Here is a 25,487-nt window from a genome sequence, read left to right on the forward strand (position 1 = left end):
TGTGAACGGCAGTTGGTCGACCGGTGCGACCGGGTTCGGCTCTGGGATGCGGCGGACCAAGGAGCCGCAATGGACCACCGGGACCGACAACATCGGTGGATTCAGACTCGACTCGTCCCCTCACGGGCGAAGTTCGGTTCCGCCGCTTCCAGTCGCGGTACCGAGATGCCCAACCGTCGTGCTTCCGCCAGAGCGTCCCGGCAGACCTCACGCGGCTCCTCGGCGTCGGGGTCGGAGTGCGCCGCAAAATTCACGCGCACGGGCGCGAAATGAGCAGTCAGCCAGGCGAGCGCGGGGGCGGTCAGCCAGGTGGGCGCACGGAACAGCTGCACACCGCCCCGGTGACGTCGCAAGTCAACGCCGCGCGCCTCGAGGAGCGGCAGAAGCTCGCGGCCGGCCAGCAGCCCCTCGCGCAGGTCGCCCGTCGCCCCGGCCAGCTTGGACAGGGAACCCAGCCGCAGGCCCTGCGAGAACAGGCCGGCATCCGACACGAAATGGACCCACAGCCAGCCGCGGAAGTCAGGCTGCTCCTTGAGCCGGAGCCCGGCCTGGCGAAACGCCTGGCGCACGGCCCGCTCCCGGTCGGTCGGGGGCTGGCCGAGGGTGCCGAAGACGACCGACGGCAGCAGCGCCCCACGGAGCACGCCGTCCGCGCCGAAACCGCCACCGGCCTGGGGAAAGCCCCAGGCGATCTGGTCGACAGGGAGTGCGCCGATCGCGGCCGGCGGCTCGGTCCAGATGTTGCCGAAGACCAGCACCGTGGCCTGGCCGACACGCGGGGCCAGGAAGGCCGCCGCCTCCGCGAGGCGGTGGTGCGGCACGCTGAGCACGATCAGGTCGAAGTCGTGGTCCGGCTCCAGCGCCTCGCGGTAGCGCACCGGCCACCTTTCGACGACGCGCTGCCCCCACACCCGGCGCCGCGTATCGATCAGGTCGAGGTCCACTGCGTCTCCGTACGTCGCCGCGCGGCCCGGCCGGACGTAGAACTCGACGTCATGTCCCGCCTGTTGCAGGGCCCAGCCGTAGACGGTGGCGATCACACCTCGGCCGAACATCAGGATCTTCACGCTGCACCTCGTGGGGTACGATCGATTTGGAGGCCATCTCCACTTTTCAAAATATGGAGGTCATCTCCATTTGTCAAACGCGAGGTAGCGCATGACCGCCGACAAGCCGCTGCGGGCCGACGCCCAACGCAACCGCGAGGCCCTGCTCGCCAAGGCACGAGAGGTCTTCGACGCCGGCGACTTCTTCGACCTACGCTTCGATGACTTCGCACGCCTGGCCGGGGTGGGCACCGGCACGCTGTACCGCCACTTCCCCACCCGGGAGGCACTGGCCGAGGCGGTCTACCACGGCGAGGTCGCCACGCTGTGCGACCGCGCCCGCCGGCTACAGGCCACGCTGCCCGCGGCGGAGGCGTTGGCGGCCTTCCTACGCGGCATGGTCGACCACATTCACGCCCATCAGGGCCTCGCCCGGACGCTGGCCACGCTCATGGCCGACCGCTCGGGTGCCCTCGCCGAGGGCAGCCGGGCGCTGGAGCAGGCGGTCACCGACCTGGTGGCCACCGCCGTGCGGGACGGCGCCGTTCGCGACGACGTGGATGCCGGTGCCGTGATGATGGCGCTGCACGGCATCAGTGCGGCCCATGACCGCCCCGATTGGCGGGCCGAGGCCGACGATGTCATCACCCTCGTGCTGGACGGGCTGCGCCGCCCGCTATGACAAGGTGCGACACGAGGTCGCATGCCGCGAGCGAAGGATCCGGTTAGTGGTACGGCGGCGGCTGCGTCGGCCTGGCCTCACTGTGTCCACGGCCGCCGGGGGACGCGCCGTGGTCAACGTCCGCGGCTCCTGGACCGAGCCGGTCAACCTGTTCGTCATGTTCTGCAAAGAACGCCCTCACCCTCGGTGGCGAAGTTGCCTGAGGCGGCCTGGGTCTCGGGGGTCGGCTCGAGATCGAGGCTGGCGAGGTGGGCGTTGAGGCGCTGGGCGCGCAGGCGTGCTTTGTCCCGGCGGGCGAACCCGTCCCTTCGATGTGATCTTCATGAGGACCTCCCTCAGAAGGATTACCTGTAAGAGGTATCCACTTCCTCTCTGGACCTCACCCGCGAGGCTCCGTCGTCGGTGGCGTCGCGCGCAGGGTGAACCAGACCACGCAGCGTGGGGGCTCCTCGATGAACCCCCACTGGTCGGAGAGCGCCCGCAGCAGCCGGATCCCTCTCCCCGACTCCGCCAGGTCGCCGGTACGGTGCGCGCAGACGCACGGGGACGTCTCCGCCCCCTCGTCCACGACCTCGATCTGCACCCCGTCCGCGTCGTCGACGAGGACGACGACTCCGATCGCCGCCGACCTGGTATGCACGACGGAGTTCGTGAAAATCTCCGACAACAGCAGCACGGCGTCGTCCCGGCGCGGGTGCCGATCCAGCAGCTTCCGCGCCCACTGCCGGGCCTGGCCCACGGACACCTCCTCCGATGCGAACACGACCCGCTCGATGATCCGGATACCGGGCGTTTCAGCGGTTTCAGGGCTGCTCTGGCGCATGGGAGTCCTTTACGAGTACGAGGAGGGAGGCGCACCGGCCAAGGAGCATTTCCGGGCGCGAGGAGCGGGTGGACGCCGCCGTCCGATCGCTAGACCGCCGACGCCGAGGCTTGTGCCCGCCGGAGGCGAAGCGGCGCGACGGCGACGGCCGAGACGGCGAGCACCACGATCGCCACGACCTGGCCCGGAAGCGTGGACGGCTCCGGTGCGGCGCGGTGGGCGGCGAGCTGGTTCACCACGATGTGAAGCCGCCAGACCGACGCCAGCGTCAGGGCGAGACACACGGCGACACAGCACGCGGTGAATCGGTGCGGCTCGCACGCGACGACCAGCACGAGCAGGCAGGAGAGCGTCAGCAGGGTCAGCGTGAGCTCCCCGGCCGAGGTCACCTCCTCGCTGTACGAGGAGCCGGCCAGGTCCCAGAGCGACAGGTGCTCGAACCGGACGCCGTCCTGGTGGAGACCGGTCCAGGGCAGGATGCCGATGCCCACGAGGAGAGCGGCGAGGGTGACCCCCTGCGCGGCCCGGGCCAACCGGCGGGCGATGTCCGGGGACCATGGGGAGGTCACGGGCCGCGAGCGTGACGACCACGGGACCTGCCGCGCCATGTCGGTGTCGTCCGACGAGTCCACCAGGGCCAGCAGGCCGAGGCCGAGGATGAGCGCCGCGGTCCCGGCGAGGGTGGAGGCCACGCCGGGCGCCAGGGCCACGCCGGCGGCAGCGGGCCCGCCGAACGTCTGATGCAGGTGCATCGTGTTCAGGAAGCTCATCCCGGCCGCGAGGATCGTGCCGAGCACCACGGGGCGGTGCGGCCAGCGCGCGGTGAGAAGGGTGAGGAAGAGCGTGAGCATCAGCATGCCGGATGCGCTGACGCCGTGGTCACTGATGGCCTGTGCGTTCGAACTCGGCAGATCCCACAGCGACATGGCCGAGTCCGTAGACCCTGGTCCCCGGTGACGTAACCAGGGGCGCGTGCTCGTGAAGAGCAACATGAGGGACAGGCCCACGCACCAGACCGCGTACCGGATGCGCTGAACGGCGTCGAAGGAATCGCGGAGAGCCGCACCGTCGGACATGTGAGGACATCGCCTTCGTATCGGGGAGAACCTCAAGGGGGTGCCGCGTGAACCGGCCCGGCTCACCGCCGAAACGCCGGTTCAGCCCCTGCCCGCCTTGGTTCGTGATCACCCCGGACGCTAAACGGCTCCGCAGGTCGTCGGCGTCGCCGGACCGTGTCGTCGCGGGGCGCGCGGGCGTCGCCTCTCCCGCGTCCAGACGTCGCGCCCCTGAACGGACCGGAGCAACGCGCGAAGTCCTGAGATGTCCACTAAATAGTGGGATGTTGTCGATGGTCGTCGAGTCGCTCGAGATTCTCCAGCAGGGTTCGGGCCTGCCTGGTCTCCGGATCGTCCACGCCGAGGATCGCCTCCATCCGGGGGACCAACGCGCGGAGGTCGATCCTGGCCTGCCGAGGATCGTCCAGCTTGACGAGGAGTGCCGCGATCTCCCGGCGGATCAGCAGGGCGAGCGGATCGGATGCGGTCAGGGCGTTCTCGACGTCGGTGAGCAGGACGGTCATCTGGTCCAGCGCCGTCTCGTCGAGTCCCAGGGCGGCCGCGCTCAACGCCTGGTTGTATCTGCAGTCCAGCACCGCGCGGTGGTCGGCGCCGAGCATGGCGGCGAGCTTCGGGATCACGTCCTCGAACTCGCTCAGCGCCGCCGCGTAGTCTCGTGCCCCGAAGCGCGCGTTGGCCAGGTCCATGCGTAACGCGAACAGCAACTCACGCTCTGCCGGCAGGCTCGCGCACGCGGTGACGGCCTCTTCGAGCACCTCGATCGCCTGCGTGAGCCGTCCGTCGATGGCGAGATCCTCGGCCCGAGCCCTGGCCTCGATCAGGGCGTCCCTCGACAGGCGGGGAGCGGGTGCAGGGGACGCGCTCGGGATCTGGACGCCGCCCAGCGCCGTCTCCGCGATCCGCTCGGCCACGATCGCGTACATCCGGCCCGGGTTCGGCGATGGAGCCGCCGCCGTCGCACCTGGGAGCGGGGGCAGCGCGACGACGTGCGGCAGTAGCCGCTCGTAGACCACCTCCGCCGAGGGGGGCCGGTCGGCGGGGTTCTTCGCGAGCAGCGACAGCACGAGCTGTTCGAGATCGTCAGGGACACCCTGTCGCAGCGATCCGAGCCGTGGCGGTGCCTCCGAGTAGTGTCGCGCCATCTCGGCTTGAGGAAGGGCCGATTCGAAGACCCGCCTACCGGCCAGCAACTCGTGCAGGACGCATCCCAGGGAGTACAGGTCGCTGCGGGCGTCCGCCTTGCCGGTCACCGCCTGCTCGGGTGCCATGTAGCAGAATGTGCCCACGCCGTACCCCAGCCGGGTGATCACCGTCGCTCCCGGAACCAGCAGGGCGGCGATGCCGAAATCGAGCACCTTGATCGTGCCGTCCGCGCACAGGATGAGATTGACCGGCTTGAGATCCCGATGGATCACCGACTGAGCATGCGCGACGGTCAGCACCGCGCACACCTGGGCGGCGATGGCCGCCGCCCAGGCCACAGGCAACGGGTCGTGCGCGTCGATCAGATGATCGATGCGATACCCCTCGACCAGCTCCATCACGAGGAACAGCGACATGCCATGGATGCCGACGTCGTAGACGATCGGTACGCCCGGATGCCGGAGTTTCGCGGTGACCCGGGCCTCTCTGCGGAACCGCTGCTCGGCCTCTTTGAACTCCTCCGGCCCGGAGAGCCTTTCGGTGCGGATGAACTTGACGGCCACATGCCGGTCCAGCGACTCGTCGAATCCTTTCCAGACCTCGCCGTGGCCGCCCTCGCCCAGGCGCGAAACGAGTTGGTACCGTCCGCCGACGACCGTCCCAGAGTCCACGATCACGCTTATATCACTGGATGCCGTTCCTTTCGCGGATCATCCGGTAAACCTGCTTCCGTCCAAGTTCGGTGATGCGGGAGCGGAACAGCGAATCGTCGAAGAAGCGGTCCACCAGGTTGGTGTTCCCGGTGTGCCGGTCGACGACGACCTTCTCCAGGTGGTCGGCGAAGGCCTCCCCGAAGTTGGCCTCGCCGTTGACCAGCGCAGCCTCCTTCAGCGAGTCGTTGGCGACCGCCTCCTGGAACTGCTGTTCCACCCAGATCTGATCGGCTTCCGAAAGGCCCAGGCCGTACTTGTCGTTGACCGCGGCGATCAGCGCGTGCAGCGAGGTCATCTCCGGCTCGGCCGAGGCGGAACTCGTTCCCGACGGAGCGGGCAGCGTCACCTCCCCGCCGGGTACGGGGGCCAGGCTGACATCGTGCTCGCCGGTCTTGCTGATCCTCAGGTGGGTGAGGTCGATCTCGCCGATGTCCACCGCCGGGTCCTCGCGACGTGGCAGCCTGTTCAGCAGGAACCTGCCGAACAGGTACAGCCGCTCCAGATCGTCGTCCGTGTACGGCACGACCTGCGAAAGGAAGCCGTACAGGCGCACGTAGCCGCGCAGATCGGCACGGAACTGCTCGGCCGAGTCGTCGCCGGTCGCCGCGTCCTGCCGCTGCCGTTCCTCGAACCGCCGCACCGCGGGCTCGGTGAACCGGTACAGCGCCGTGTGCGCCCTCTCCCAGTCGCGCTGGGTCGCCGACGTGCGCTGCGCTTGCAGGTAGGCCTCGGCCAGGGCCTGCATCTCCGACACCACCAGCAGGGCGTGTCCCTGTACGGCCGCCGCCCGCCGGTAGAGCAGGTTCGGGTCGATCTCCTCGGCCGCCGTGCCCTCGAAGAAGGGCTGGAACTCGGCCTGGATGGCCTCTGCCTCGTTGGCGAAGTCCAGCACGAAGATGTCGCCCTGCGATTTGAGCGGATGGGTGCGGTTCAGCCGCGACAGCGTCTGCACCGCTGCCACACCGGTCAGCTTCTTGTCCACGTACATCGTGGTCAGCAGCGGCTGGTCGAACCCGGTCTGGTACTTGTCGGCGACCACCAGGATCCGGTACTCGGCCTTCTCTGTCGCGGTCGGTGAGTTGTCGTCCGCCCGGCAGTAGGCGAACCGCTCCGGCAACTCCTTCTCGCCGAACCCGTTCACCCCGGCCTCGGTGTACTCGTGCTCGACCCCGTTCTCGTCGGTGACCGTCAGCTTCTGGGAGAACGCGATCAACGTTCCGCAGTCGGTGTATCCGTTCAGCTCGACGTGGTCGCGGATCGCCTGGCCGAGCAGCAGGGCGTGCTCGCGGGAGCGGGTGACCACCATCGCCTTGGACCGGCCGCCCATCTGCGGGGCGGTGTGCCGCCGGAAGTGCTCGACGATGATCTGTGCTCGCTGGCTCATGCTGGTCGGGTGCAACTCGGCGAATCTGGCCAGCAGTTCCTGCCCCTTGCGCCGCTCCACCTGCCGGTCGTCCGGCTCCTGGCTCATCAGCCGCCAGAGCGTCTTGTAGGTGACGTAGTTCTTCAGCACGTCGAGGATGAAGCCCTCCTCGATCGCCTGCCGCATCGAGTAGGTGTGGAAGGCGCGTGACCTGCCGTCCGCGCCGGGCGTGCCGAACAGGGTGAGCGTCTTCGCCTTCGGCGTCGCGGTGAACGCGAAATACGACAGACTTTCGTGCCTGCCCCGCGCCAGCGCGCTCGCGGTCAGCAGGTTGCCGTCCTCGTCGATTTCGTCGCTGCCCAGCCGCCGCAGCACCCGCTTGAGCGCCGCGGCGCCCTCACCCGACTGTGAGGAGTGCGCCTCGTCCACGATCACCGCGAAGCGCTTCCCGCGCAGGTCCTCGACCCGTTGTAAGACATTGGGGAACTTCTGCAGGGTGGTGATGATGATCCGCGCGGTCTCGCCCTGCAGCGCCTCGGCGAGCTGTGCGGAGTCCTGGTCGATGCGCTGCACCACTCCCGGCGTGTGCTCGAACTGGTAGATCGTTTCCTGCAGCTGCCGGTCCAGCACCACCCGGTCCGTGATCACGATGACCTTGTCGAACACCGGCTGGTTGGGCTGGTACCCCTTCTCCACCGCCTCCGGCGCGAGGTCCATCACCCTGTCGGAGGTGTGCAGGGTCGACAGGGAGTGCGCGAGCCAGGCGATGGTGTTCGACTTACCCGACCCGGCCGAATGCTCGACCAGGTAGTTGTGCCCAGAGCCGTACCGCCTGGCGTGCGCGGTCAGCTCCCGCACCGCGTGCCACTGGTGGTAACGCGGGAAGATCAGCGGCAGCTTGTGGGCCTTTCCCGGGTACGGCCTGCGCCCCCGGCCCTTCTTAACGTCCTCGTCCTCCACGTGCAGGAACCGCTTGAGCAGGTCCAGCCAGGTGTGCGAGTCCCAGATCTGCTCCCAGAGGTAAGCGGTCCGGTAGGTGCCCCCTTCACCGATCTCCGGGTTGCCGGCGCCGCCCTTGTTCCCCGGCCCGCCGGTGCCCATGTTGAACGGCAGGAAACGCGTCTTCTCCCGGGCCAGTCGCGTGGTGACGAACACCAGTTTGGGATCCACCGCGAAGTGGACCAAGGCTCGCCTCGCGAACACCGGCTCCTTCGGATCGCGAGCCTTGTACTGCACCTTGGCGTCCTCGACGGTCTGCCCGGTGAGGTTGTTCTTCAACTCCGCCGTCGTGACCGGAACGCCGTTGACGAACAGCGCCAGGTCGACCGAGTCATTTCCCGCGGCCGAGTACCGGAACTGCCGCACCACGCTCAGGATGTTCTTGCCATACGGCTCCAGCGCGTCGGCCGCGATGGTGTGCGCCGGCCGGAAGTAGGCGATCCGGAAGGTGATGCCCCGATCCTTCACGCCCTGACGAAGCACCTCCAGCGCCCCGTCGGCGTCGATCGCCGTGGCCACGACCTGCGCCAGGCGCCGTGCCGCCCCCGTTTCGTCACCGGCCTGCGCGGTGACCAGCCGTGCCCACTCCTTGGGCTGAGTCGCCCGGACGAAGTGCAGCAACTCGGTGGGGTTCAGCCCGAGCGCGTGGTCGTAGAGGTCATTGGAGCCCTTCAGCCAACCCCGGTCGAGGAGGGCGGACTCGATGGCGTCCTCGAAAACCTTCTCGTGATGCACGGGGGGCATGCTCACGTTCCCTTCTGCTTCAGATGCTCCGCACAGCACTGGACGGCGTCCGTGCGCATCTGATCGAATGACCGATTCCGGCCCACGGGCTTGGCGAGCAGGCCGAGCTTCACCGCCTGGGCGAGGACGTCAGGGGCGTCGGACTCGCGATAGCGGCGGCCGCTCCCGCTGACCTCGTTCATCAGGATCTTCTTGGGGTCGGGCAGCCGCCCGGTGTCCTTACCCCGGTGCTTGGCCGGGACCGACCAGGACGAAGCGAGGGCCGACAGCGCGTCCGGGAAGAGCAGTAACCATGCTTCGATCTCCGACACGCTCAGCGCGTAGTGCGCAGCGCCGAGAGCGGCCTCCAACGCCTTCTGGACCCTTTCCCGGATGACGGGATAGTCGTCGCTGTCTGCTTTGTCGAGGTCCTCGTGGACGAAGACGCACGCCACCGAGGTGTCGTCCCGAACGGCTCGCGCCCGTACCTTGCTCGCCAGGGTCTCGGCACGGGCCGTCAGCGTGGCTCCGGTCGCCTGATGCAGACGTACCTTGTCGTTGATCTCCACGATCCTGCCCCGCATGTCCGGGCAGAACTCCTCCAGCAGTACCCGGAGAGCGAGCCGGTCGGTGCGGTCCTCACCCGCCAGCACCACCACCGGTTTCTTCGTGGGCCGGATGCGGGTGCCTCCGCGTCGGCTCACAGATCACCGCCCAACGCGCCCGAGAACCACAGCTCGCCCAGCGGCAGCCCTTCGCTGGCGTCGACGATCTCCTTGACCTTGGCCGTGGAGATCGCCGGGATGAGCGAGGAGCCGTCGTCGCCGCGCTCACAGACGACGATCTCCTCGGGCTTGAGCCGGTCGGCGAGGGCGGGGGAGTGGGTGGCGATGATGAACTGCGTCTTCTCACTCGCCTCACGGACCCGTTCCACCAGGAGTTCCAGCGCCTGCGGGTGCAGACCGTGATCGATCTCCTCGACGCAGGTCAGCGCGGGAGGATCGGGGTCGTACAACATGGCCAGCAGACCGAGCAGGCGGATCGTTCCATAGGAGGCGTCGAGCAGGGACGTGGGCTCGCGCAGCCCACGCTCCCGAAGGACCACGACAACCGTGTGCGCGGCGCCGGACGGATGCTCGAACTCAAGAGCCTCAAGCTGAGGGAGAACTTCGATGGCATCCGCCTGGAGACGACTCCAGGCATCCGCGTCGTGGTCGCGCAGCCAGAGGAGGAACCCCGCAAGATTGGCCGCGTTGTCCGCGATGCCTTCGGCCTTGCTTTTCGGTACCCGCGCCGGCATTCGAGCCTGGGCGACATCGACATCGAAAATCCGGAAGGAACCGAGGAGCCTGGCCAAGTGGATCGGGCTGAGGCTGAATCCGGACGTTCGCAGCCGCGGCAAAGTGGACAACCCACTGCTCAGCGGTTGGATTCCGATCTCCTCGACGGTGTCCCCTGCGTCGCGCGGCAGGGCCCTGGCCACCTCGTCCTCGACGGTGATGGTCAGGAGTCGGTGCTGTTGGTTCGCCATCCGGAAGCGCTCTTCCCTGGCCAGCGGAGTGCCGTGGATCGTCAGACTGTACTCGTCGGCATCATCCCCTTGGTATGAGGGGGACCAATTGCCCCGAATGCCGATGCGGATCCATGTCGGCACGGCCTCGCCGCCACGGAACACCAGGCGTTCGAAGCCCCCCCGCTCCTCCAGCGCGGGCCACAGGTCGCTGTGAACGACGTCGGCCAGAAAGCGGAAGACTTCCAGTACATTCGTCTTGCCCGCCCCGTTCGGTCCGATCAGTATGTTGACCGGCCCGAGGGGCAAGGTGACCCGCCCCAGGCTGCGGAAGTTCTCCACACGCAATTCGGAAAGCCGCTGTCCCGCCATCCTTCTCACCTCCCCTTCCCTCGAGTACGAGTACGGCTCGCGCTGGACGGCGCGGAACGCGACCGCTTGGACGTCATACCCCGACTCCACGAGCGGTCGCCACATCGATCTGCCCGGTCACCGCAGCCGTGATCAGCGCTTGTCGCCGCTCGGCGAGTAGTTCCAGTTGCCGCCACACCTGCGCTTTGAGGGTTGCCGTGAGGGTTTTGTGTCGGGTCACTGTGTCAATCGCTTCGCGCTGCCGACTCGTTGGAGCGTGGGGGATCGGCCATTCGCGAATGTCCTCACCTCGAAGCTTGACCATCGATTGCGACGTTCCGCGCGCTGTCGCCCGGACAAGGCTTCGTACTTTACTGCCTCTTAAGGTTAGCGCCGCAAATTCGGGAATTAGCGATTCCGTAAGCTGTATACGATAGATAAGGTCTGGGAGTAGCAGTCGTTCACTGTGTTCAGTCACAACGGCGACGTCTCCGACCAGTTCAGGGGTGTTAGCGCGCGTCACGAGCAGATCCCCAGGGTGGACCATGAACCGGCGATCAGGGGACAGATCCGCCGGTAGTCGCTTGTTCTCTTTGGAGAAGAACGTACCATTCTTTATGCTGCTGATCTTGAGGACGCCCCATTCACCTTCCCCGGCCGGGAAGTTGTCGCATTGTGGGCTGGAGCCTTGTTCGATACGACGGACTGAGCGGCGAAGAGGTGCAGTGTCAAATTGGGATTTTAGTCGATCAAGTTCAAGATCAATGACCGCTAGGTCCCGTTCAGTCAGCTTTGCCAAAACGGCCTGCTGAAGTGACTCCATCCGCGCGATTCGAGCGATCTCGGCGTCAAGGAAGGCGGCGATGCGCCGCTGCTCCTCCATGGCCGGAAGGGGAATTCTGAGCTGTTCGATATCGGGCATGTAGATGGTCTTGTGGGTAGACCCGGCGGCTACTCTCCGCAGATCGGGGGCCATCGCGCGCAATGCCTGCAAAAGGAAGCGTGGATCCAACTGTGGGCCACATGTCCACGTCGCGAAGTCTTGGCTGGTTGCCATGTCGCGTCCCATGATTGCCGAAAAGCCGACCGACGCTGTTCGAGACAGAATCACGGTCCCGGATTGGTGAAGGACGGCCGCAGAATTGGCCATCCCGAGTCGACTGATCTTCTCTTTGGTCTCGGTGATGGTGTCCCGGGTGCCGTCACGGAGCTGCCAGACGTCAGCGAGAGTGATCCAGGGAACAGTGCAATTCTCCCAATACTCGGGATGCTGACGGCTGGGAGTGTGACCCGTTCCGAGAGAAGCGACATATCTGATCGGGACCGTGGGCCAGCGCGACTGCTCCAGCCAAGGAGCAAGCTCGGTGAGACTCATCGGATCACCTCGCCGAGGAGCTTCTGGATCTCGGCCTCCAGAGACTTCAGTTCGGCGTCGATCTCTTCCAGCGGACGGGGAGGGGTGTAGACGTAGAAGTGTCGCGTCAACGGGATCTCGAAGCCGAGCTTGGTCTTGGAGTGGTCGACCCAGGCGTCGGGGACGTGAGGCAGGACTTCGTTCTTCATGTACTCGTCGATCTCGGCCAGGCGTTCCGCCGGGGTCGAGTTCATCGACGTGATCGGCACGTTCTCGTTGTCGCGGAGATCAGGGTCGGGAAGCGGGTCGTTCCTGGAGTCGGTCTGGAGCTCGCCTTCGGGGTCGCTGATGGAGACGGCAGCCCACACCGCCTTCATCACGGGGGCGGCGACCTTTCCATGCGCGCCGAGCTGGTGCTTGGTGAAGTGCTCGATGAGCGCCGCCTCCATCTCCTTCCGGGTCGCGCACGTGGTACCGGAGAGCGAACGGATGGCGTCGAGCAGCGCGGCCTTGTGCCCGTACTTCTGCACGGCCTTGGCCTCGGCCAGTTCCTCGGCAGTCTCCTCGGTGACCTCGAAACGGAGGCGGAGCGGACGCTCGACCGTGATCCGCTGGTAGCCGAAGGCGTGACGAGGAAAGATCTTCACCTTGGGGTCGGTGGTCCCGCTGGTGATCGCTTCCTTGTAGAGCTGCGTGAGTTCACCGATCTGGTCGTCCGGGACGAGCTTGCGCTTATCGCCCAGGGACTTGCGCATCTTGGCCCAGTGCTCGCGGGCGTCCAGCAGGATCACCTTGTCGCGCAGCGCGGGGGCCTTGCGGTTGGACAGGATCCAGAAATAGGTGGAGATGCCGGTGTTGTAGAAGAGCTGGTCGGGGAGCGCGACGATCGCCTCCAGCCAGTCGTTCTCCAGGATCCAGCGGCGGATCTCCGACTCGCCCGACCCGGCGGCTCCGGTGAAAAGTGGCGAGCCGTTGAAGACGATCGCGATGCGGGAGCCGCCGTCCTCGACCGGTTTCATCTTGGAGATCATGTGCTGGAGGAAGAGGAACGACCCGTCGTTGATCCGGGGGGTCCCGGCGCCGAACCGGCCGGCCCAGCTGCGATTCTCCGCCTCGTCGAGGATCTCGGTCTGGACCTTCTTCCATTCCACGCCGAACGGTGGGTTGGCCAGCAGGTAGTCGAACTTCCCCGCGGGGTGTCCGTCCTGCGTGAAGGAGTTACCGAACGCGATCTTCGTAGGGTCCTGGCCCTTGAGCATCATGTCGGACCGGCAGATCGCCCACGACTCGGGGTTGAGCTCCTGCCCGTACACCTTCACCGTGGCTTTGGTGTTGTACCGGGTGATGTACTCCTCGGCCGCGGAGAGCATGCCGCCGGTCCCGCAGGCCGGGTCGTAGACGGTCCGGATGACCGAGGGCACCATCACGTCCTTGTCGTCGGGGGCCATCAGCAGGTTGACCATCAGCTTGATGACCTCGCGTGGCGTGAAGTGCTCACCAGCAGTCTCGTTGGAGATTTCGGAGAACTTCCTGATCAGTTCTTCGAAGATGTAGCCCATCTGGTGGTTGTCGACCTTGTCGGGGTGCAGGTCGATGGCGGCGAATTTCGAGGTCACCAGGTAGAGCAGCTTGGACTCGTCAAGTCGGCTGATCTGCTCGTCGAAGCGGAACTTGTCCAAGACCTCGACCGCGCCGGGGGAGAAGGCGCCAATGTAGGCGCTCAGGTTGCGCGCCACGTTCTCCGGCGCACCGGCGATCTTCTTGAAGTCGAGCGCGCTGGTGTTGTAGAAGGTCTGGCCGGCGGCGTCCCTGAGCTTGCGATCCTTCGCTCCGGCGGGCAGGGAGCCTTGTTTGAGCTCCTCGTTCATCGCCAGGACGGCGTTCTTGGTGCCTTCGAGCACGCAGTCGAGCCGGCGCAGCACGGTGAACGGCAGAATGACCTTGCCGTACTCCGATTGGCGGTAGTCACCCCGGAGCAGGTCGGCCACGGACCAGATGAAGTCCGCGTACTTCTGGTGGTTGACGCTCACCGTGCACCCTTCTCGGAAGCGGGCCGGACGCTGCCGTGCGTCAGACCGTCGGAAATCAGTTGAATCAGATCCTCGCCGAGCGCCGCGGCCTGGCGCAGGGAAGCCTCGAACTCCGCCAGTCGCCGGAACGCCTCGCCGTACCGGCGCTGCTCCGCGATCGGCAGGAGCGGGATGTCGGCCCGGCGCACGTCCACCTGGGCCCGGCTGGCCAGTGTGGTGTAGTGGCGGGCGTTGATGGAGCTTGCCACGAACCCCGCCACGAAGTGAGGGTCCAACTGCTCGGGGTCTGTGCGTAGAAGGGAGACCCGGGGCCCCAGGATCGCTCCGCCTTCCACGACGAAACGAGCCGTCGGCCGGTGCACCATGTGAGGGACGACCACGTCGCCGCGCCGTACGACGATCTCGTGATGGACGGGAACACCCGGAGTGGTGCCGGTGGGCGGCCGGTCGTCGAGGATGTCTTCGGGCATGAGAACCCTCAACCCGTCCGGGACGTCGGACGCCTCGCCAGGTTTCAGCAGGCTCTGGTGCTCGACGGTCAGCATGCCGCGCCGTACCAGCTCCGTCAGCGGCACCAGTACAAGCTCCTCCTCTTCGGTGGCCGACTCGACCGCCGGTACCAGTGTCGCGGCGAGCCTGAGCAGATCCGCCATTCGGTCGCGCTGACCGGTGACCCGCTCGGGTGACAGGTCCTCGGCCGACACCGACAGATACCGGGACGGAGTGAGGTCGACGTCCTCGTCCAGCAGGTCGATGACCGGCACGGCCCGGCTGACCGTCGGCTCGCCGACGTCGTCACCCCGCTCGAAGCGTCCCCAGGCGGCCGAGGCCGCCTGGACGAATGCCTCGTGGCAGCCGGAGGTGTCGACCATGAGCACGTGCCTCGGAGTTCGCGAGTCGCGCGGCTTGCCCAGCACCCACAGATGCAGGGCGACCGCCGTGTTGGGGACGCTGCCGAGCGGGAGCGCGATCACTGCTTGGAGCGCGCCTCGGCGGATGAGCTGGGCACGGATGCGGCGGCCGGAGCGGCGGTTGGCGGCGGCCGGTGGCATCAGCAGCACGGCGGTGCCGCCGGGACGCAGGTAGGAGAGGGAGTGCTGGACCCAGGCGAGTTCCGACTCGGTCCGGGGCGGCAGTCCGTACTCCCACCGCGGGTCGGCGGCCAGTTCTTCGTAGCCCCAGGCGCGGTCGTTGAACGGCGGGTTGCCCACCACCGCGTCCACCGCTGTGCCAGGAAACGCGGGCCGGCGGAGGGAGTCACCTGGTTGGATGTCGACCTCGCACCCGTGGAGCGTGAGATGGACCGTGGTCAGCCGGGCGCTGGCCTCGTCGATGTCCTGACCCAGGAGCACTTGCACGCTGCTTCCGGGACGGTCGTGCAGCGCTTGGAGCAACGTCCCGGAGCCGCAGGCCGGATCCAGGACGGTCGAGGCGAGGGGATTGCTGAGGGCGGCCATCAATCGCGCGACCGGCTCAGGGGTGGTGTAGGTCCGCTTGGTGTGCAGTTCGAAGTAGCGGTCGCGGAGGAAGGCGAAGGTCGGCTTCACCCCGTCTCGCCTGGCGACATCGGCCAGTTGCCGTAGAAGAGGGATTCTCGCCGGAGTCAGTGAGCCCGAGGTCTCCAACGGGATCCGCTCAGGTAGGCCGGCTGCCACGGCGGTGTCCCCCTGAACCGACAGATCCCCCCAGTCTTCGGTGCTGTCGAGGTAGACGAGAAAGGCCCCGAGGTCGGCGATCAGATCCGTCAGTTGCTCCTCGGTCGCACTGGCGCGCAAGTCCTGCCAGAGCCACTCGCGGAGGGGGAGCTCCTTCCCTTCGGCGTGGGAACGCAGCCACTGTTTGATCTCGTTCAGAGAAAACACAGGGCTGGTCGCGGTGCCGCCGGTGGGCTGAGGGAAGTCGTCGTGGCGGCGACGCCAGTTGCTCACCGCCGCGCGCCCCACATCGCCCATCCGGGAAATGTCCGCCGCGGTGACCTGAACGTCCCTGCCCACCTCAGCTCCTCGGGTCGCCCATGCTGTGTCGATGGGACCGTACCGCAATGAGTGTCTTGTGGGCAACGTCTTCAAAAGCGGTGGTCGATCGCATCAACACGTGATTCAGTCCCGCGTAGCGGGGCAGGAAAAACCGATCCGCCGCCAAGGCGGATCGGCGTTACCCGGAGGGGTCGAGATGGTTGTGCGTGCGATCCGCCAGACGTTGCTGCTGCTCGTCATGCGCAGGGGTTCGCGTCCGGGGACAAGATGTGCCCCTTCTCTGCGGATCCAGCAAGTGGCTTTGGTGGCACATGGTCCGCCTTGTGAGGCCTGGCGGTTGCCGTTTCGGTTCTCGGGCCCGAGTCACCGGCGGTCGCCGGTGTGTCTTGTCTGTGTCGTCGTGGGAAAACCGCTGAACTCGGTGGCCGAGGACTTTACTGTGAGCAGGGAGTTGCTGTACGTAGTCATCCGATAGCGAAGGGTAGGTGCAGTCGATGTCCGGTCGGCAGACCTTGCTGAAGGTGTTGCTGATGAAGCGTCATCAGGAAACGCATCGGGCGTTCTGCCTAGAGTACGACAAGGTGGCGCGGAGCATCGACCGGAGCCTGATCGGCTCGTCGCCGAGTCGGGAGGCGTTCGGGCGGTGGCTGAAGGGTCACCTGAAGACCAAGCCGCTGGCGGATCACTGCCGGGTCCTGGAGCGCATGTTTCCGGGCCACACCGTTGCGGAACTCCTCGCCCCGTACGACCCTGGGAACAAGGACTCCGGCGTTCCCCAGACGCGCCCCGACCCCCGGGAGGCGGCCACGAACCGGCGAGAGGTATTCCAACTCGGCGCCACCACCATGGCCCTCGGCCTGACAGAAAGCATCTGGCGCGGCCCCGACCTGCTAGAACAAGTGCTGGACGCTGGCAACGTCGGCGAAGCCCGTCTCCTCTACCTGGAGTCCGAAGCCGACCGGCTGGGCCAACAGCTCGAAAGGGTGCCACCGACCACTCTGTTGGCCGAGACGCTGTTGCACCTGTCCAGCGTGCGAGAACTGTTGACGCACCGGCAGCCCATGGAAGCGCAACAGCGACTGGCTCGCGTCGGCGCCAAGTTCTCGATCATCGCTGGAGAGATTCTGTTCAACGCTGACCAGTTCGTGCAGGCTCGACGTTGGTATGCGGTCGCGACTCGCGCTGCGCATGAGGCTGGCGACCGGTACCTGTCGGATCTTGCGCTGGCCAGTACAGCTCTTATACCGACCTATTCAGGGAACCCGTCCGGAGCCCTGGCGATGGTCACGCCCAGACTGGAACAGGTCGTGGGAGCTAATCCGGCAATTGCTTGGATGTGGGGCTTCGCCGCCCTCGCACACGCGTCCCTTGGTGACCGTCTCGCATTCGAGCGGGCGATAGACAGGTGCCGAACCACTCTCGACCGTTGCGCTCCTGAGGCGGTGCAACCAGGCGTCCTGTCCTTCCAACCCGAGAGACAGGTCTTCTACGAGGCGCGTGGCTGGGCTGACCTCGGCGACGCCGAAGGTGCGGGAGACGCGACGACTCGGGCACTCGCGGCCTACGATCCCACAGCGACGAGCGATCCGGCCTTGGTGCGCTTCGCGCATGCCACTGCTCTTGTCAAAGCGAGAGAAATCGAAGAGGCCTGCCGCATTGCTACCGCAGCTCTGCGCGACCCCCACACTCTCCCCATCGTCAGTGTCGTTGTACGGGCACACGAATTCGATGCCGTACTTGCTGCTTCAGGCTCAACGACCAGCGACTGGTGTGAGGCATTGTCCGAGCTCCGGGCACGTGGCGCAACGGCACTGCCGCCCATGTCGCCGCAAACCTGAACTCCGAGCCACCGGGGGGCAACGGTTCGCACACGACTGTACGAGTGGGTGCCTTCTGCGCCTGCACGTCGGCTAGGACCAGCCGCTCATGCCTGCTGCGACCGCCCGTGAAACCTTGTTTGGGGTGGACCGCAACTCGGCTTCCAACTCGGCGACCACATGTTGTACGGCCGTCTTCATCCGCGCCCGGCGGCCGTTCAACTCCTCGCCGAACGCCCGAGCGGTAGGCCCGACCCACACTGCCTGACCGCCGAACTGAGCGCATGCCGGGTCGAGAACAGTCTCCAGTACGTGGGCGTGTGCACGCACAGTGGCAAGAGCTGCTTCCAGATCTTGATGCCTGGGATTGGGCACCAGATCATCGTCGATGGGCAACGTCGGACTCCTGCTGTGGTGAAAGCGTCGGCCAGAATGTAGATACTAGGTGGCGCAGCGGTTCTCACTGAGAGTATGTGGGGCGCGACCAGGTCCCAGCCAGACGTGGAGGCGAAGACGATGCTCGTCCTGTCCAGTCCCGCAAGGCTCCGCCTTATGACCGTCGTCCTGGTATTGCTCACACCTGTGGTGTTGACAGCATGTGCAGCCGACACGGGTCCCACCGCCACCCAAGCCGGTCAGACTCTGAAATATCACATTCTTCAGCTACTGAAGGAGAGCAATGCTAAGAATGTGACTATAACGGACCCTGGCGGCAAGAATCTGTCCTGTTCCGATAGTAAGGTCAGGCAGACCTTTGCTGCTTCAGCTGTTGACAGTGAGCCCAAGGCCAAGTCTCAGATAGTCAAGGACGGACTGGTCTCTGCTTTGGGGCGCGTGGCACCGTACAAAATCGTGACAGACGGGTTCGATGACGGACCTATTAGGTTGGAGAACACCGAAGCGGCTACCGTGTTGTACCTCAGTTCTTCTTTGGACGGCCGGATTGATGTGCGGGGCCAGACCCAATGCCTGCCTGCATCATGACCCTTTTTCGAACTGAGAAGCTCGAACCTTCGCGCGAATCATTCGCCCCTCGAAGGTGCTTGCCAAGCGATCCGAAGCGGTCCCTAGAGAGGATGTATCAGGGCCTCCCATGCCGTTCAGCAGCAACCATCGGTCAAGAGCGTCGAGACCCTTATTGCCGGACTCGAGGATATCGGTGAATGGACGCAGTTGGCCGTGAGCGTCAGTAATACTGACGCCGGGTGGACATGTGGCTTGATAGTCCTTAGGTGAAATCTTCGTTTTGAACCCTGCGGCGAGCAATGCTTGGGCTATCGTGTGCTGGCGGCCGAGTGTATCGAGTTCGGTGGCAGTGCGGATCTTATCCACCTCCTTTTCGTCCTCTTGCTTGTACGTATCGACGCTGGACCAGCCGGCACTTATGACTGTCCACCAGATTGGAATGTCCGCGATCGGTCCTTTGATCGCTACTACACCCATTCCCGTGCCGAGCAGTAAGCTCACGAGCTTACTGCGCTCTTCGGCGGCGTCGTCCTTGAGTTGACCTAGTTTTTCTCGCGCGGCTAACTGAACTCCGCGGACGCTGCCTAGCGCGGAGAATATGCCATCCAATCGCTCTGGATTCTTACTGTGCATCATGTCGGGTACGGCAGAAACGATCAGGCGAGTGGTCAAAGCCTCCATGCCCGCTTGAAATGGCATCTGATCGTCCAGGTTGTCGGCGAAGAGCTTGATGAACCTGTAGGTGTCCTCTGGGCTCAGACGAAAAGCGGGTTTTAGTCCGAAAATGTGGGACTTGACCTCCCCGAACGCGCTGGGGAGAAGGTGGTTTGAGTTGCTGAAGTCTGCCCCCTCAACCATTTCCGTCGCGTAGGAGCCGGCGATCTGTGAGAGGTAGGGTTTCACCTCGGGGGCGATCTTCAACTCATTAATTGTCGACATTAAGGTGAAGGCGAATAGTGCTGATTCCTTACTGTGCATGCCGTCTTGTTCATCGTAGACTCCCGCGGCGGCGGGCAGCAAGCGGCCGAAAGCATCCCCATCGCTAGCGGTTGCGTATATACCGGTGCTGCGTTCACTGAACTCCTTTAGGAGACTTTTGAGCTTTGCGGTGTCGCCTCCGGTCGCTTGGGTGATTGCCAGCCGTGCGGCGGCGGGGTTATTTGCGAGGGCGTAAACGAACCCAAGGTTGACCTTGCGGGGTGATCCAAAACCATTTTTAAGCGCGACCTGTGCCAGCCATTCGGTCGGATATTTGGCTCCGCTAAGCAGGAGGCTGGCTCCGAACTGCTGCCGCATGGATAGTCCAGAGTTACGTAATTTCTCATAAATCGATGAGAATCTGGGTACATGCGTTCCGGCAGACACTGCGGTGGCGAACGCCTGGCTAATTGTGTGGAGTATTTCGTCACCTGGCCGAGGTGGGGCTAGGGTGGCCTCTTCGCCGGGCTGAAGATGGTCTCGCAAGACCACCGGGAGTCGGAGGGCGGCCTCCACCCCGAGGGCCGCGAAGAAGGAGGCAGTGTACTCCGGGTCGTGAATGTGAGCCGCGAGGGTCTGCAGTACTTTCGCGCACATCTCTGGACGGCCCGATTGAAAGAGGGCGTCCGGGTCGATCTTCTTGTACTGGGAGGCCAGGTCGGTGCCGAGACGGCGGGCTTCGGCGGGGGGTAGGGCGGGCTTCTCCTCGTAGGGGATGAGGGCGCTCGCGGTGCCGGGGGACCAGTTGGGGAGGTTTGCTGTGGCTCGGGCGAGGTGGGTGCGGCGGCGGAGGTCGGGGAGTTTCTGGTCTATCCAGTGTTCGATCTCGGCGATCGGGGTGAGAGAGGTGGCGGGGAGGGCGTTGGAGGCGTAGACGCGGCGGATGGCCTCGGTGTGCTCGCCTATGACGCTGCGGGCCTTCTCCAGTTCGGTGATGAGGCCGTCCATCAGGTTCGGGTCGATGCCCGTGAAGTCGGGTGACAGTGGTCCTGTGCCTGGTGGCACGGTGCTCATGCGATCACGCCCCCTGTGCTCATCTGCTCACGTCCCCTGTTCTCACTCACGTCCCTGCGGCCGGTGTGCGTACCGCCCGGCCGGCGCCGCTCGATCCGTCCCCGTCGGCCCGGCCGCTTCGTCCGGCCCGTCCCCGTGCGGTCTCTTCCCGTTGGCCGGGCACATCCTGTCGGGCTCCGCTCGCCGGATGTGCGGCGTTCCTGTGGTGCCGGATGTACCAACGTAACGCAGGAAGGCCGGCGAAAAGGTCGATCATCGTAAGTCGGCGGGAGATGGGGGATCTGTAACGGATGGACGGGTTGCGGGGACGGGGATTTTTGTTCTGGCCATTTTGTCGGGCGGGCATATTTTATCGGACTATGCACATCGTCCTATGGTCGATCGTGGTTTAGGTATTCCCGGAATCCGCCGCAGTGTCGGCACCTTTCAGTTTCAAAGCATGTTTTCTGTCACTTCAGACTCAGGTGACCGTATTTTGTTAATTCCAGATAACAGATTGGCATCTGCTCTGGAATGAGGCGAGAAGGCGCGTCAATCTCCTCTTTGGCGGTCCACAACACGGATGGACCGAAGAGTGGAGGATCCCCCCCGTGCGCAAAACGCTCCTCACAGCCCTGTTCGCCGCCGCTCTGGCCCTGCCGGTGATCCCGGCCACGGCCGCGATGGCGGCGCCGGACCCGGTCGGCGACTACATCGTCGTTCTGAAGGACGGAACCAACGCAACATCGTTCGTCCGCAACTCGCTGGCGGGCTCCCGAGCCATCAGCGTGGACAACGTCTACAGCAGCGCGCTCAGCGGCTATTCGGCCAAGATGACCGCCGAGGCGGCCGCGGCCCTCGCCAAGGACCCGCTCGTGCAGTGGGTGCAGCCCAACAAGACGGTCTCGACCACCGCGCAGACGCTGCCCACCGGCATCAACCGGGTGGACGCCGAGCTCAGCCCGACCGCCGCGATCAACGGTGTCGACACCCGCGTGAACGTCGACGTCGCCGTGATCGACACCGGCATCCAGCTCACTCACCCCGAGCTGAATGTCTACACGGCGGGCGCCAAGAACTGCAACGACGGCACCAGCGCCAACGACCTGAACGGCCACGGAACGCACGTCGCGGGCACGATCGGCGCGATCGACAACGCCGCCGGCGTCGTCGGCGTCGCCCCCGGTGCCCGGCTGTGGCCGGTGCGCGTCCTGAACGCGGCCGGATCCGGCACCTGGGCGCAGGTGATCTGCGGCATCGACTACGTCGCCGCGAACGCCTCGCAGATCGAGGTCGCCAACATGAGCCTCGGCGGAGCCGGCACCGACGACGGCAACTGCGGCAACACCAACAACGACGCCATGCACAAGTCGATCTGCACCGCGGTCTCCAGGGGCGTGACCTTCGTCGTGGCGGCGGGCAACAGCGGGGTCAACGCGGCCGGCTTCGTGCCGGCGGCCTACGACGAGGTCATCACTGTCAGCGCACTGGCCGACTACAACGGCCTGCCCGGTGGCGGGGCGCCGTCCACCTGCTACCCCGGTACCGACGACACGCGGATCGGCTTCTCCAACTTCGGTGCCGATGTCGACCTCATCGCTCCGGGCGTCTGCATCTACTCCACCTGGACCGGCAGCTCGTACAACACCATCTCGGGCACGTCGATGGCGAGCCCGCACGTCGCGGGCGGGGCGGCGCTCTGGAAGGCCACGCACCCGACCGCAACGCCGGCGGCCGTCAAGACCGCGCTCCAGGCCGCGGCCGTCCCCGTTTCCGGTATCCCGGAGAAGCTGCTCAACGTCGCGACGTTCTGAGGCCGTCTGAGCCCTCCGTCCTTGTTCGGAAGGCCGGGGTGAAGAAGTGAAGGACCCACGGGGATCAGATCCCCGTGGGTCCTTTTCGCGAGTGGAGCTCGCGGGACCCGGTCGCCCGCCTCGCGTGGTGCGCGACCGGCGCCTGGCCCCGGCCGCCGGTTCGAAGTTCTCCGGGCCCTGTGTACCACTGAGTGGAGGAACCCCGTGCGTAGAACGCTTCTCGCGGCGCTTTTCGCCGCTTCCCTGGCCGTGGCGACGATTCCGGCCGCGGCCGGGGTCGCCGCCCCCGACCCCGTGGGGGACTACATCGTCGTGCTGAGGGACGGGACCGACGCAACTTCGTTCGTCCGCAACTCGCCGGCGGGCTCCCGGGCCATCAGTGTCGACTACGTCTACAGCCATGCGCTCAGTGGCTATTCGGCCAAGATGACCGCCGAGGCGGCCGCGGCCCTCACCAAGGACCCGCTGGTGCAGTGGGTGCAGCCGGACAGGACGGTCTCAATCGCCGCCCAGATGCTGCCCACCGGCGTCAACCGGGTCGACGCCGACCTCAGCCCCACCGCCAGAATCAACAACGTCGACGGCCCGGGCGAACGGGTCGATGTGGACGTGGCGGTCATCGACACGGGAATCCAGCACACCCACCCCGACCTGAACGTCTACACGACGGGCGCCAAGAACTGCAACGACGGCACCAGCGCCAACGACCTCAACGGCCACGGGACGCACGTCGCCGGCATCATCGGGGCGACCGACAACACCATCGGCGTCGTCGGCGTCGCGCCCGGAGCCCGGTTGTGGCCGGTACGGGTTCTGAACGCCGCCGGGAGCGGCTCGTGGTCGCAGGTGATCTGCGGGGTCGACTACGTCACGGCCCACGCCTCGGAGATCGAGGTCGCCAACATGAGCATCGGCGGGTCCGGCAGTGACGACGGCAACTGTGGCAACAGCAACAACGACGCCCTGCACAGGTCGATCTGCGCGGCGGTCCGGGCGGGTGTGACCATCTCGGTGGCGGCCGGGAACAGCGCCTCGAACGCGGCCGGCTTCGTGCCGGCGTCCTACGACGAGGTGATCACCGTCAGCGCGCTGGCCGACTACAACGGGCTTCCCGGCGGCGGGGCGACGGGCTGCTCCAGCGCTCCCGACGACACGCGGAGTCCCACCTCCAACTTCGGTGCCGACGTCGACCTCATCGCTCCGGGCCTCTGCATCTACTCCACCTGGATCAACAGCTCGTACAACACCCTCTCCGGCACCTCGATGGCGAGCGCGCACGTGGCGGGCGGCGCGGCGCTCTGGAAGGCCACGCACCCGGCCGCGACTCCGGCGTCCGTCAGAATGTCGCTCCAGGCAGCGGCCGTCCCGGTTCCCGGCATTCCGGAGAAACTGCTGAACGTCGCCACCTTCTGACACCGGCATACAGCGGTGAGGCCCATGGACACCGAGGTCGTGTCCATGGGCCTCGTGCAGGTCACCCCGGTCCGGCCGGGTGGCATGCCCGACCGGGGGCGATCACGATGAGGGGGAGAGGACGCTCAGGGGATGTACACGTTGAAGTAGTAGCCCGGTGCGTAGGAGCGGTCGCCGTTGTAGTAGTAGCAGGCGCTGTACCCGGTGTATCCGTCGTCGCCGGCGTCGAACAGGCCGACATCGCAGGCCGCCTTGGTCGGATAGGGGCCCTGGCGATACCAGTCCGGCGGCAGCGGGGCCAGGCGGCCCTCGGCGGAGGCGGGCGCGTGGCTGGAGGCGGACACATGGGTGGAGGCCGAGGCGACGGCAGGTGCGGCGGTGGCGAGGGCGCCCGCGCTCACCGCCACGGCGAGTGCCGCTGCGGCTTGTAATCTGCGGATTCGCACTGGGGACGACTCCTTACGGATCCATCGAAAAGGGGGCGTTTCCAGGTAATCACCGATATGCGAGCGTGAGGAGCTACCGGCCCTCCATAGTTCTGTCGCCTGGCGGCCTTCACCGGCCGTGGACGTTCACGAGGGCGCCTCTTTCGCGAGAACGGGCGTCGGAGCCGGTGGTTCCGTCACGATTTCACCCCAGAGCAGGCGTACGCCTCGCTGGCTCGTCATGCCTGAACGCCGTCGCGGCGCGGGACGCTATGGCCGGTCGTCGCGTGGGGCGGGCAGTTGTGCGGCGAGGGGGTCGGGGAGGGTTCGGTCGTTTAGGTCGGCGTGGCGGCCCGACTCGCGGCCGGTGTAGAAGCCGTCGTGGTGCAGGGGAGTGTTGCGGGCGGGCCTCAGGCCGGGGAAGCGGCGGTCGAACTCCTCGCGGACGAGGGCGACGCGGTCGAGCAGGACGAGCTCCGCACCGCTTCCCCGGACCTCGCCGGCGACCTCGGCGACCCGCTCGCGCAGCTTGGCGGACACGCCTGTGCCGAAGCCGACGTAGAAGGCGCGGCGGAAGTCGGTGGAGACCTTGGCGCGCCGGTCCTTGTCGGTCACGCTTTCCAGTGCCGCCGCCGCGAACCGCCGCAGCGCGGGCCTGACCTGGTTCTCCATCTGGAGCGCGAGGGACGGCAGCAGGACGCGCAGGCCGTCGAGGACGGCTTCGGGCCCGACGACGGTCACGGTGACGCGCGTGGCGGCCCGGATGCCGCGGCCCTTGACCCCCGTCCAGTGCTGGGCGATCTTGCAGTCGAGCGCCTCGCACACCAGGTGGAGGGCCCAGCACCGCTCGCGGGCGTGGCCGCCGCGGTTGGAGACCTCGAACTCGATGCCGTCGATCGTCTCGGCCCGGCCGGTCGTGCCGCGGCGTACGGCGGAGGCGTCGAGCCCGTACCGGAGCATGAGCGCGGCGGCGTGGGCGGAGGCGACGGCCGCTTCCTCCTCGCCGGTGGCGGGGTGCTCGGCGAGGTCGAGCAGGCGCCGGACCCGCTCCATGATCTTCGCCGAGGCCGGGTCGTCGCTGCCGTTCAGGGGGTCCTCCCGGTGACGCGTCGCGGGGCTCCCAAGTCGCGCGCCCTCCCCGCCGGTTCCACTCCTGGCCGTACGGGTGACCACGGTAACGCACCGGCGAAGGCGCGGAGCGTGACGCCGGGCCGAACCTGATTCGTCACGATGTGATCGCGCGAACCTTGTGGTTCTATCCCGCAATCGTCACTGGTTGTCCTGTTTTTGCA

General features: G+C 66.3%; 19 protein-coding genes. 5 read left to right on the top strand and 14 right to left on the bottom strand.

What is annotated here, in order from left to right; all coding sequences use genetic code 11:
• Window positions 1–101 precede the first annotated feature (101 nt).
• On the bottom strand, window positions 102–1,067 hold the full coding sequence (locus tag AB0M95_RS04330; protein ID WP_363759284.1) for a 2-dehydropantoate 2-reductase N-terminal domain-containing protein: 966 nt from the start codon (window positions 1,065–1,067) through the stop codon (window positions 102–104).
• A 91-nt stretch (window positions 1,068–1,158) separates the two neighbouring features.
• Between AB0M95_RS04330 and AB0M95_RS04335 the strand changes: the two genes are divergently transcribed.
• Window positions 1,159–1,728 (top strand): TetR/AcrR family transcriptional regulator, encoded by a 570-nt coding sequence (locus tag AB0M95_RS04335; protein ID WP_363759287.1) that lies wholly within the window; start codon window positions 1,159–1,161, stop codon window positions 1,726–1,728.
• A 379-nt stretch (window positions 1,729–2,107) separates the two neighbouring features.
• On the opposite strand, the gene AB0M95_RS04340 is transcribed toward AB0M95_RS04335, so the two are convergent.
• The 9 genes from AB0M95_RS04340 to AB0M95_RS04380 all read right to left on the bottom strand — a co-directional run bounded on the left by AB0M95_RS04340 (window position 2,108) and on the right by AB0M95_RS04380 (window position 15,807).
• The gene (locus AB0M95_RS04340) at window positions 2,108–2,551 is read right to left on the bottom strand and encodes an ATP-binding protein (RefSeq protein WP_363759290.1); all 444 of its coding nucleotides are present in this window, start codon (window positions 2,549–2,551) and stop codon (window positions 2,108–2,110) included.
• A gap of 89 nt (window positions 2,552–2,640) precedes the next feature.
• Window positions 2,641–3,477: a hypothetical protein gene (locus AB0M95_RS04345; protein WP_363759293.1), complete on the bottom strand. Its 837-nt coding sequence runs from the start codon at window positions 3,475–3,477 to the stop codon at window positions 2,641–2,643.
• 401 nt (window positions 3,478–3,878) lie between these two features.
• Window positions 3,879–5,441, bottom strand: a complete 1,563-nt coding sequence (locus AB0M95_RS04350) for a protein kinase (RefSeq protein WP_363759296.1) — start codon at window positions 5,439–5,441, stop codon at window positions 3,879–3,881.
• Between the two features lie 13 nt (window positions 5,442–5,454).
• The gene (locus tag AB0M95_RS04355; RefSeq protein ID WP_363759299.1) at window positions 5,455–8,589 is read right to left on the bottom strand and encodes a DEAD/DEAH box helicase family protein; all 3,135 of its coding nucleotides are present in this window, start codon (window positions 8,587–8,589) and stop codon (window positions 5,455–5,457) included.
• Window positions 8,590–8,591: 2 nt separating this feature from the next.
• Window positions 8,592–9,272: a hypothetical protein gene (locus AB0M95_RS04360; RefSeq protein WP_363759302.1), complete on the bottom strand. Its 681-nt coding sequence runs from the start codon at window positions 9,270–9,272 to the stop codon at window positions 8,592–8,594.
• Window positions 9,269–10,450 (bottom strand): AAA family ATPase, encoded by a 1,182-nt coding sequence (locus AB0M95_RS04365; protein ID WP_363759305.1) that lies wholly within the window; start codon window positions 10,448–10,450, stop codon window positions 9,269–9,271. Before AB0M95_RS04365 ends, AB0M95_RS04360 begins: the two co-directional genes overlap by 4 nt.
• Window positions 10,451–10,523: 73 nt before the next feature.
• Window positions 10,524–11,804 (bottom strand): restriction endonuclease subunit S, encoded by a 1,281-nt coding sequence (locus AB0M95_RS04370; RefSeq protein ID WP_363759308.1) that lies wholly within the window; start codon window positions 11,802–11,804, stop codon window positions 10,524–10,526.
• On the bottom strand, window positions 11,801–13,813 hold the full coding sequence (locus tag AB0M95_RS04375) for a class I SAM-dependent DNA methyltransferase (RefSeq protein ID WP_363759311.1): 2,013 nt from the start codon (window positions 13,811–13,813) through the stop codon (window positions 11,801–11,803). The genes AB0M95_RS04370 and AB0M95_RS04375 overlap by 4 nt, the downstream gene beginning before the upstream one ends.
• On the bottom strand, window positions 13,810–15,807 hold the full coding sequence (locus tag AB0M95_RS04380; RefSeq protein ID WP_363759314.1) for an N-6 DNA methylase: 1,998 nt from the start codon (window positions 15,805–15,807) through the stop codon (window positions 13,810–13,812). Before AB0M95_RS04380 ends, AB0M95_RS04375 begins: the two co-directional genes overlap by 4 nt.
• A gap of 476 nt (window positions 15,808–16,283) precedes the next feature.
• On the opposite strand from AB0M95_RS04380, the gene AB0M95_RS04385 reads away from it, so the two are divergent.
• Window positions 16,284–17,627 carry a hypothetical protein gene (locus tag AB0M95_RS04385; protein ID WP_363759317.1) on the top strand — a complete coding sequence of 448 codons (1,344 nt, stop codon included), beginning with the start codon at window positions 16,284–16,286 and terminating at the stop codon, window positions 17,625–17,627.
• A gap of 72 nt (window positions 17,628–17,699) precedes the next feature.
• On the opposite strand, the gene AB0M95_RS04390 is transcribed toward AB0M95_RS04385, so the two are convergent.
• The gene (locus AB0M95_RS04390; protein WP_363759320.1) at window positions 17,700–18,002 is read right to left on the bottom strand and encodes a hypothetical protein; all 303 of its coding nucleotides are present in this window, start codon (window positions 18,000–18,002) and stop codon (window positions 17,700–17,702) included.
• A 156-nt stretch (window positions 18,003–18,158) separates the two neighbouring features.
• Between AB0M95_RS04390 and AB0M95_RS04395 the strand changes: the two genes are divergently transcribed.
• Entirely contained in the window at window positions 18,159–18,590 is a 432-nt protein-coding gene (locus AB0M95_RS04395) for a hypothetical protein (protein WP_363759323.1), read from the top strand.
• Here the strand turns inward: AB0M95_RS04395 and AB0M95_RS04400 are convergent.
• Complete coding sequence (locus AB0M95_RS04400) at window positions 18,585–20,564, bottom strand: hypothetical protein (RefSeq protein ID WP_363759326.1); 1,980 nt, start codon at window positions 20,562–20,564, stop codon at window positions 18,585–18,587. The two genes, AB0M95_RS04395 and AB0M95_RS04400, sit on opposite strands and share 6 nt — an antisense overlap.
• A gap of 590 nt (window positions 20,565–21,154) precedes the next feature.
• On the opposite strand from AB0M95_RS04400, the gene AB0M95_RS04405 reads away from it, so the two are divergent.
• Complete coding sequence (locus tag AB0M95_RS04405; RefSeq protein ID WP_363759329.1) at window positions 21,155–22,357, top strand: S8 family serine peptidase; 1,203 nt, start codon at window positions 21,155–21,157, stop codon at window positions 22,355–22,357.
• 204 nt (window positions 22,358–22,561) lie between these two features.
• Window positions 22,562–23,770: a S8 family serine peptidase gene (locus tag AB0M95_RS04410; protein WP_363759332.1), complete on the top strand. Its 1,209-nt coding sequence runs from the start codon at window positions 22,562–22,564 to the stop codon at window positions 23,768–23,770.
• Between the two features lie 125 nt (window positions 23,771–23,895).
• On the opposite strand, the gene AB0M95_RS04415 is transcribed toward AB0M95_RS04410, so the two are convergent.
• Together AB0M95_RS04415 and AB0M95_RS04420 are read right to left on the bottom strand one after the other, a co-directional pair.
• The gene (locus AB0M95_RS04415; RefSeq protein ID WP_363759335.1) at window positions 23,896–24,216 is read right to left on the bottom strand and encodes a hypothetical protein; all 321 of its coding nucleotides are present in this window, start codon (window positions 24,214–24,216) and stop codon (window positions 23,896–23,898) included.
• A 249-nt stretch (window positions 24,217–24,465) separates the two neighbouring features.
• Entirely contained in the window at window positions 24,466–25,368 is a 903-nt protein-coding gene (locus tag AB0M95_RS04420; RefSeq protein WP_363759338.1) for a DUF2786 domain-containing protein, read from the bottom strand.
• Between the last annotated feature and the right edge of the window lie 119 nt (window positions 25,369–25,487).

The organism is Sphaerisporangium sp. NPDC051017 (assembly GCF_040683095.1).
Taxonomy (GTDB): domain Bacteria; phylum Actinomycetota; class Actinomycetes; order Streptosporangiales; family Streptosporangiaceae; genus Sphaerisporangium.

Coding starts and splice junctions, on each gene's coding strand:
- AB0M95_RS04400 (WP_363759326.1), bottom strand. CDS start 20,564: ATGAGCACCGTGCCACCAGGCACAGGACCACTGTCACCCGACTTCACG.
- AB0M95_RS04365 (WP_363759305.1), bottom strand. CDS start 10,450: ATGGCGGGACAGCGGCTTTCCGAATTGCGTGTGGAGAACTTCCGCAGC.
- AB0M95_RS04355 (WP_363759299.1), bottom strand. CDS start 8,589: ATGCCCCCCGTGCATCACGAGAAGGTTTTCGAGGACGCCATCGAGTCC.
- AB0M95_RS04340 (WP_363759290.1), bottom strand. CDS start 2,551: ATGCGCCAGAGCAGCCCTGAAACCGCTGAAACGCCCGGTATCCGGATC.
- AB0M95_RS04345 (WP_363759293.1), bottom strand. CDS start 3,477: ATGTCGCTGTGGGATCTGCCGAGTTCGAACGCACAGGCCATCAGTGAC.
- AB0M95_RS04395 (WP_363759323.1), top strand. CDS start 18,159: ATGACCGTCGTCCTGGTATTGCTCACACCTGTGGTGTTGACAGCATGT.
- AB0M95_RS04385 (WP_363759317.1), top strand. CDS start 16,284: ATGTCCGGTCGGCAGACCTTGCTGAAGGTGTTGCTGATGAAGCGTCAT.
- AB0M95_RS04335 (WP_363759287.1), top strand. CDS start 1,159: ATGACCGCCGACAAGCCGCTGCGGGCCGACGCCCAACGCAACCGCGAG.
- AB0M95_RS04370 (WP_363759308.1), bottom strand. CDS start 11,804: ATGAGTCTCACCGAGCTTGCTCCTTGGCTGGAGCAGTCGCGCTGGCCC.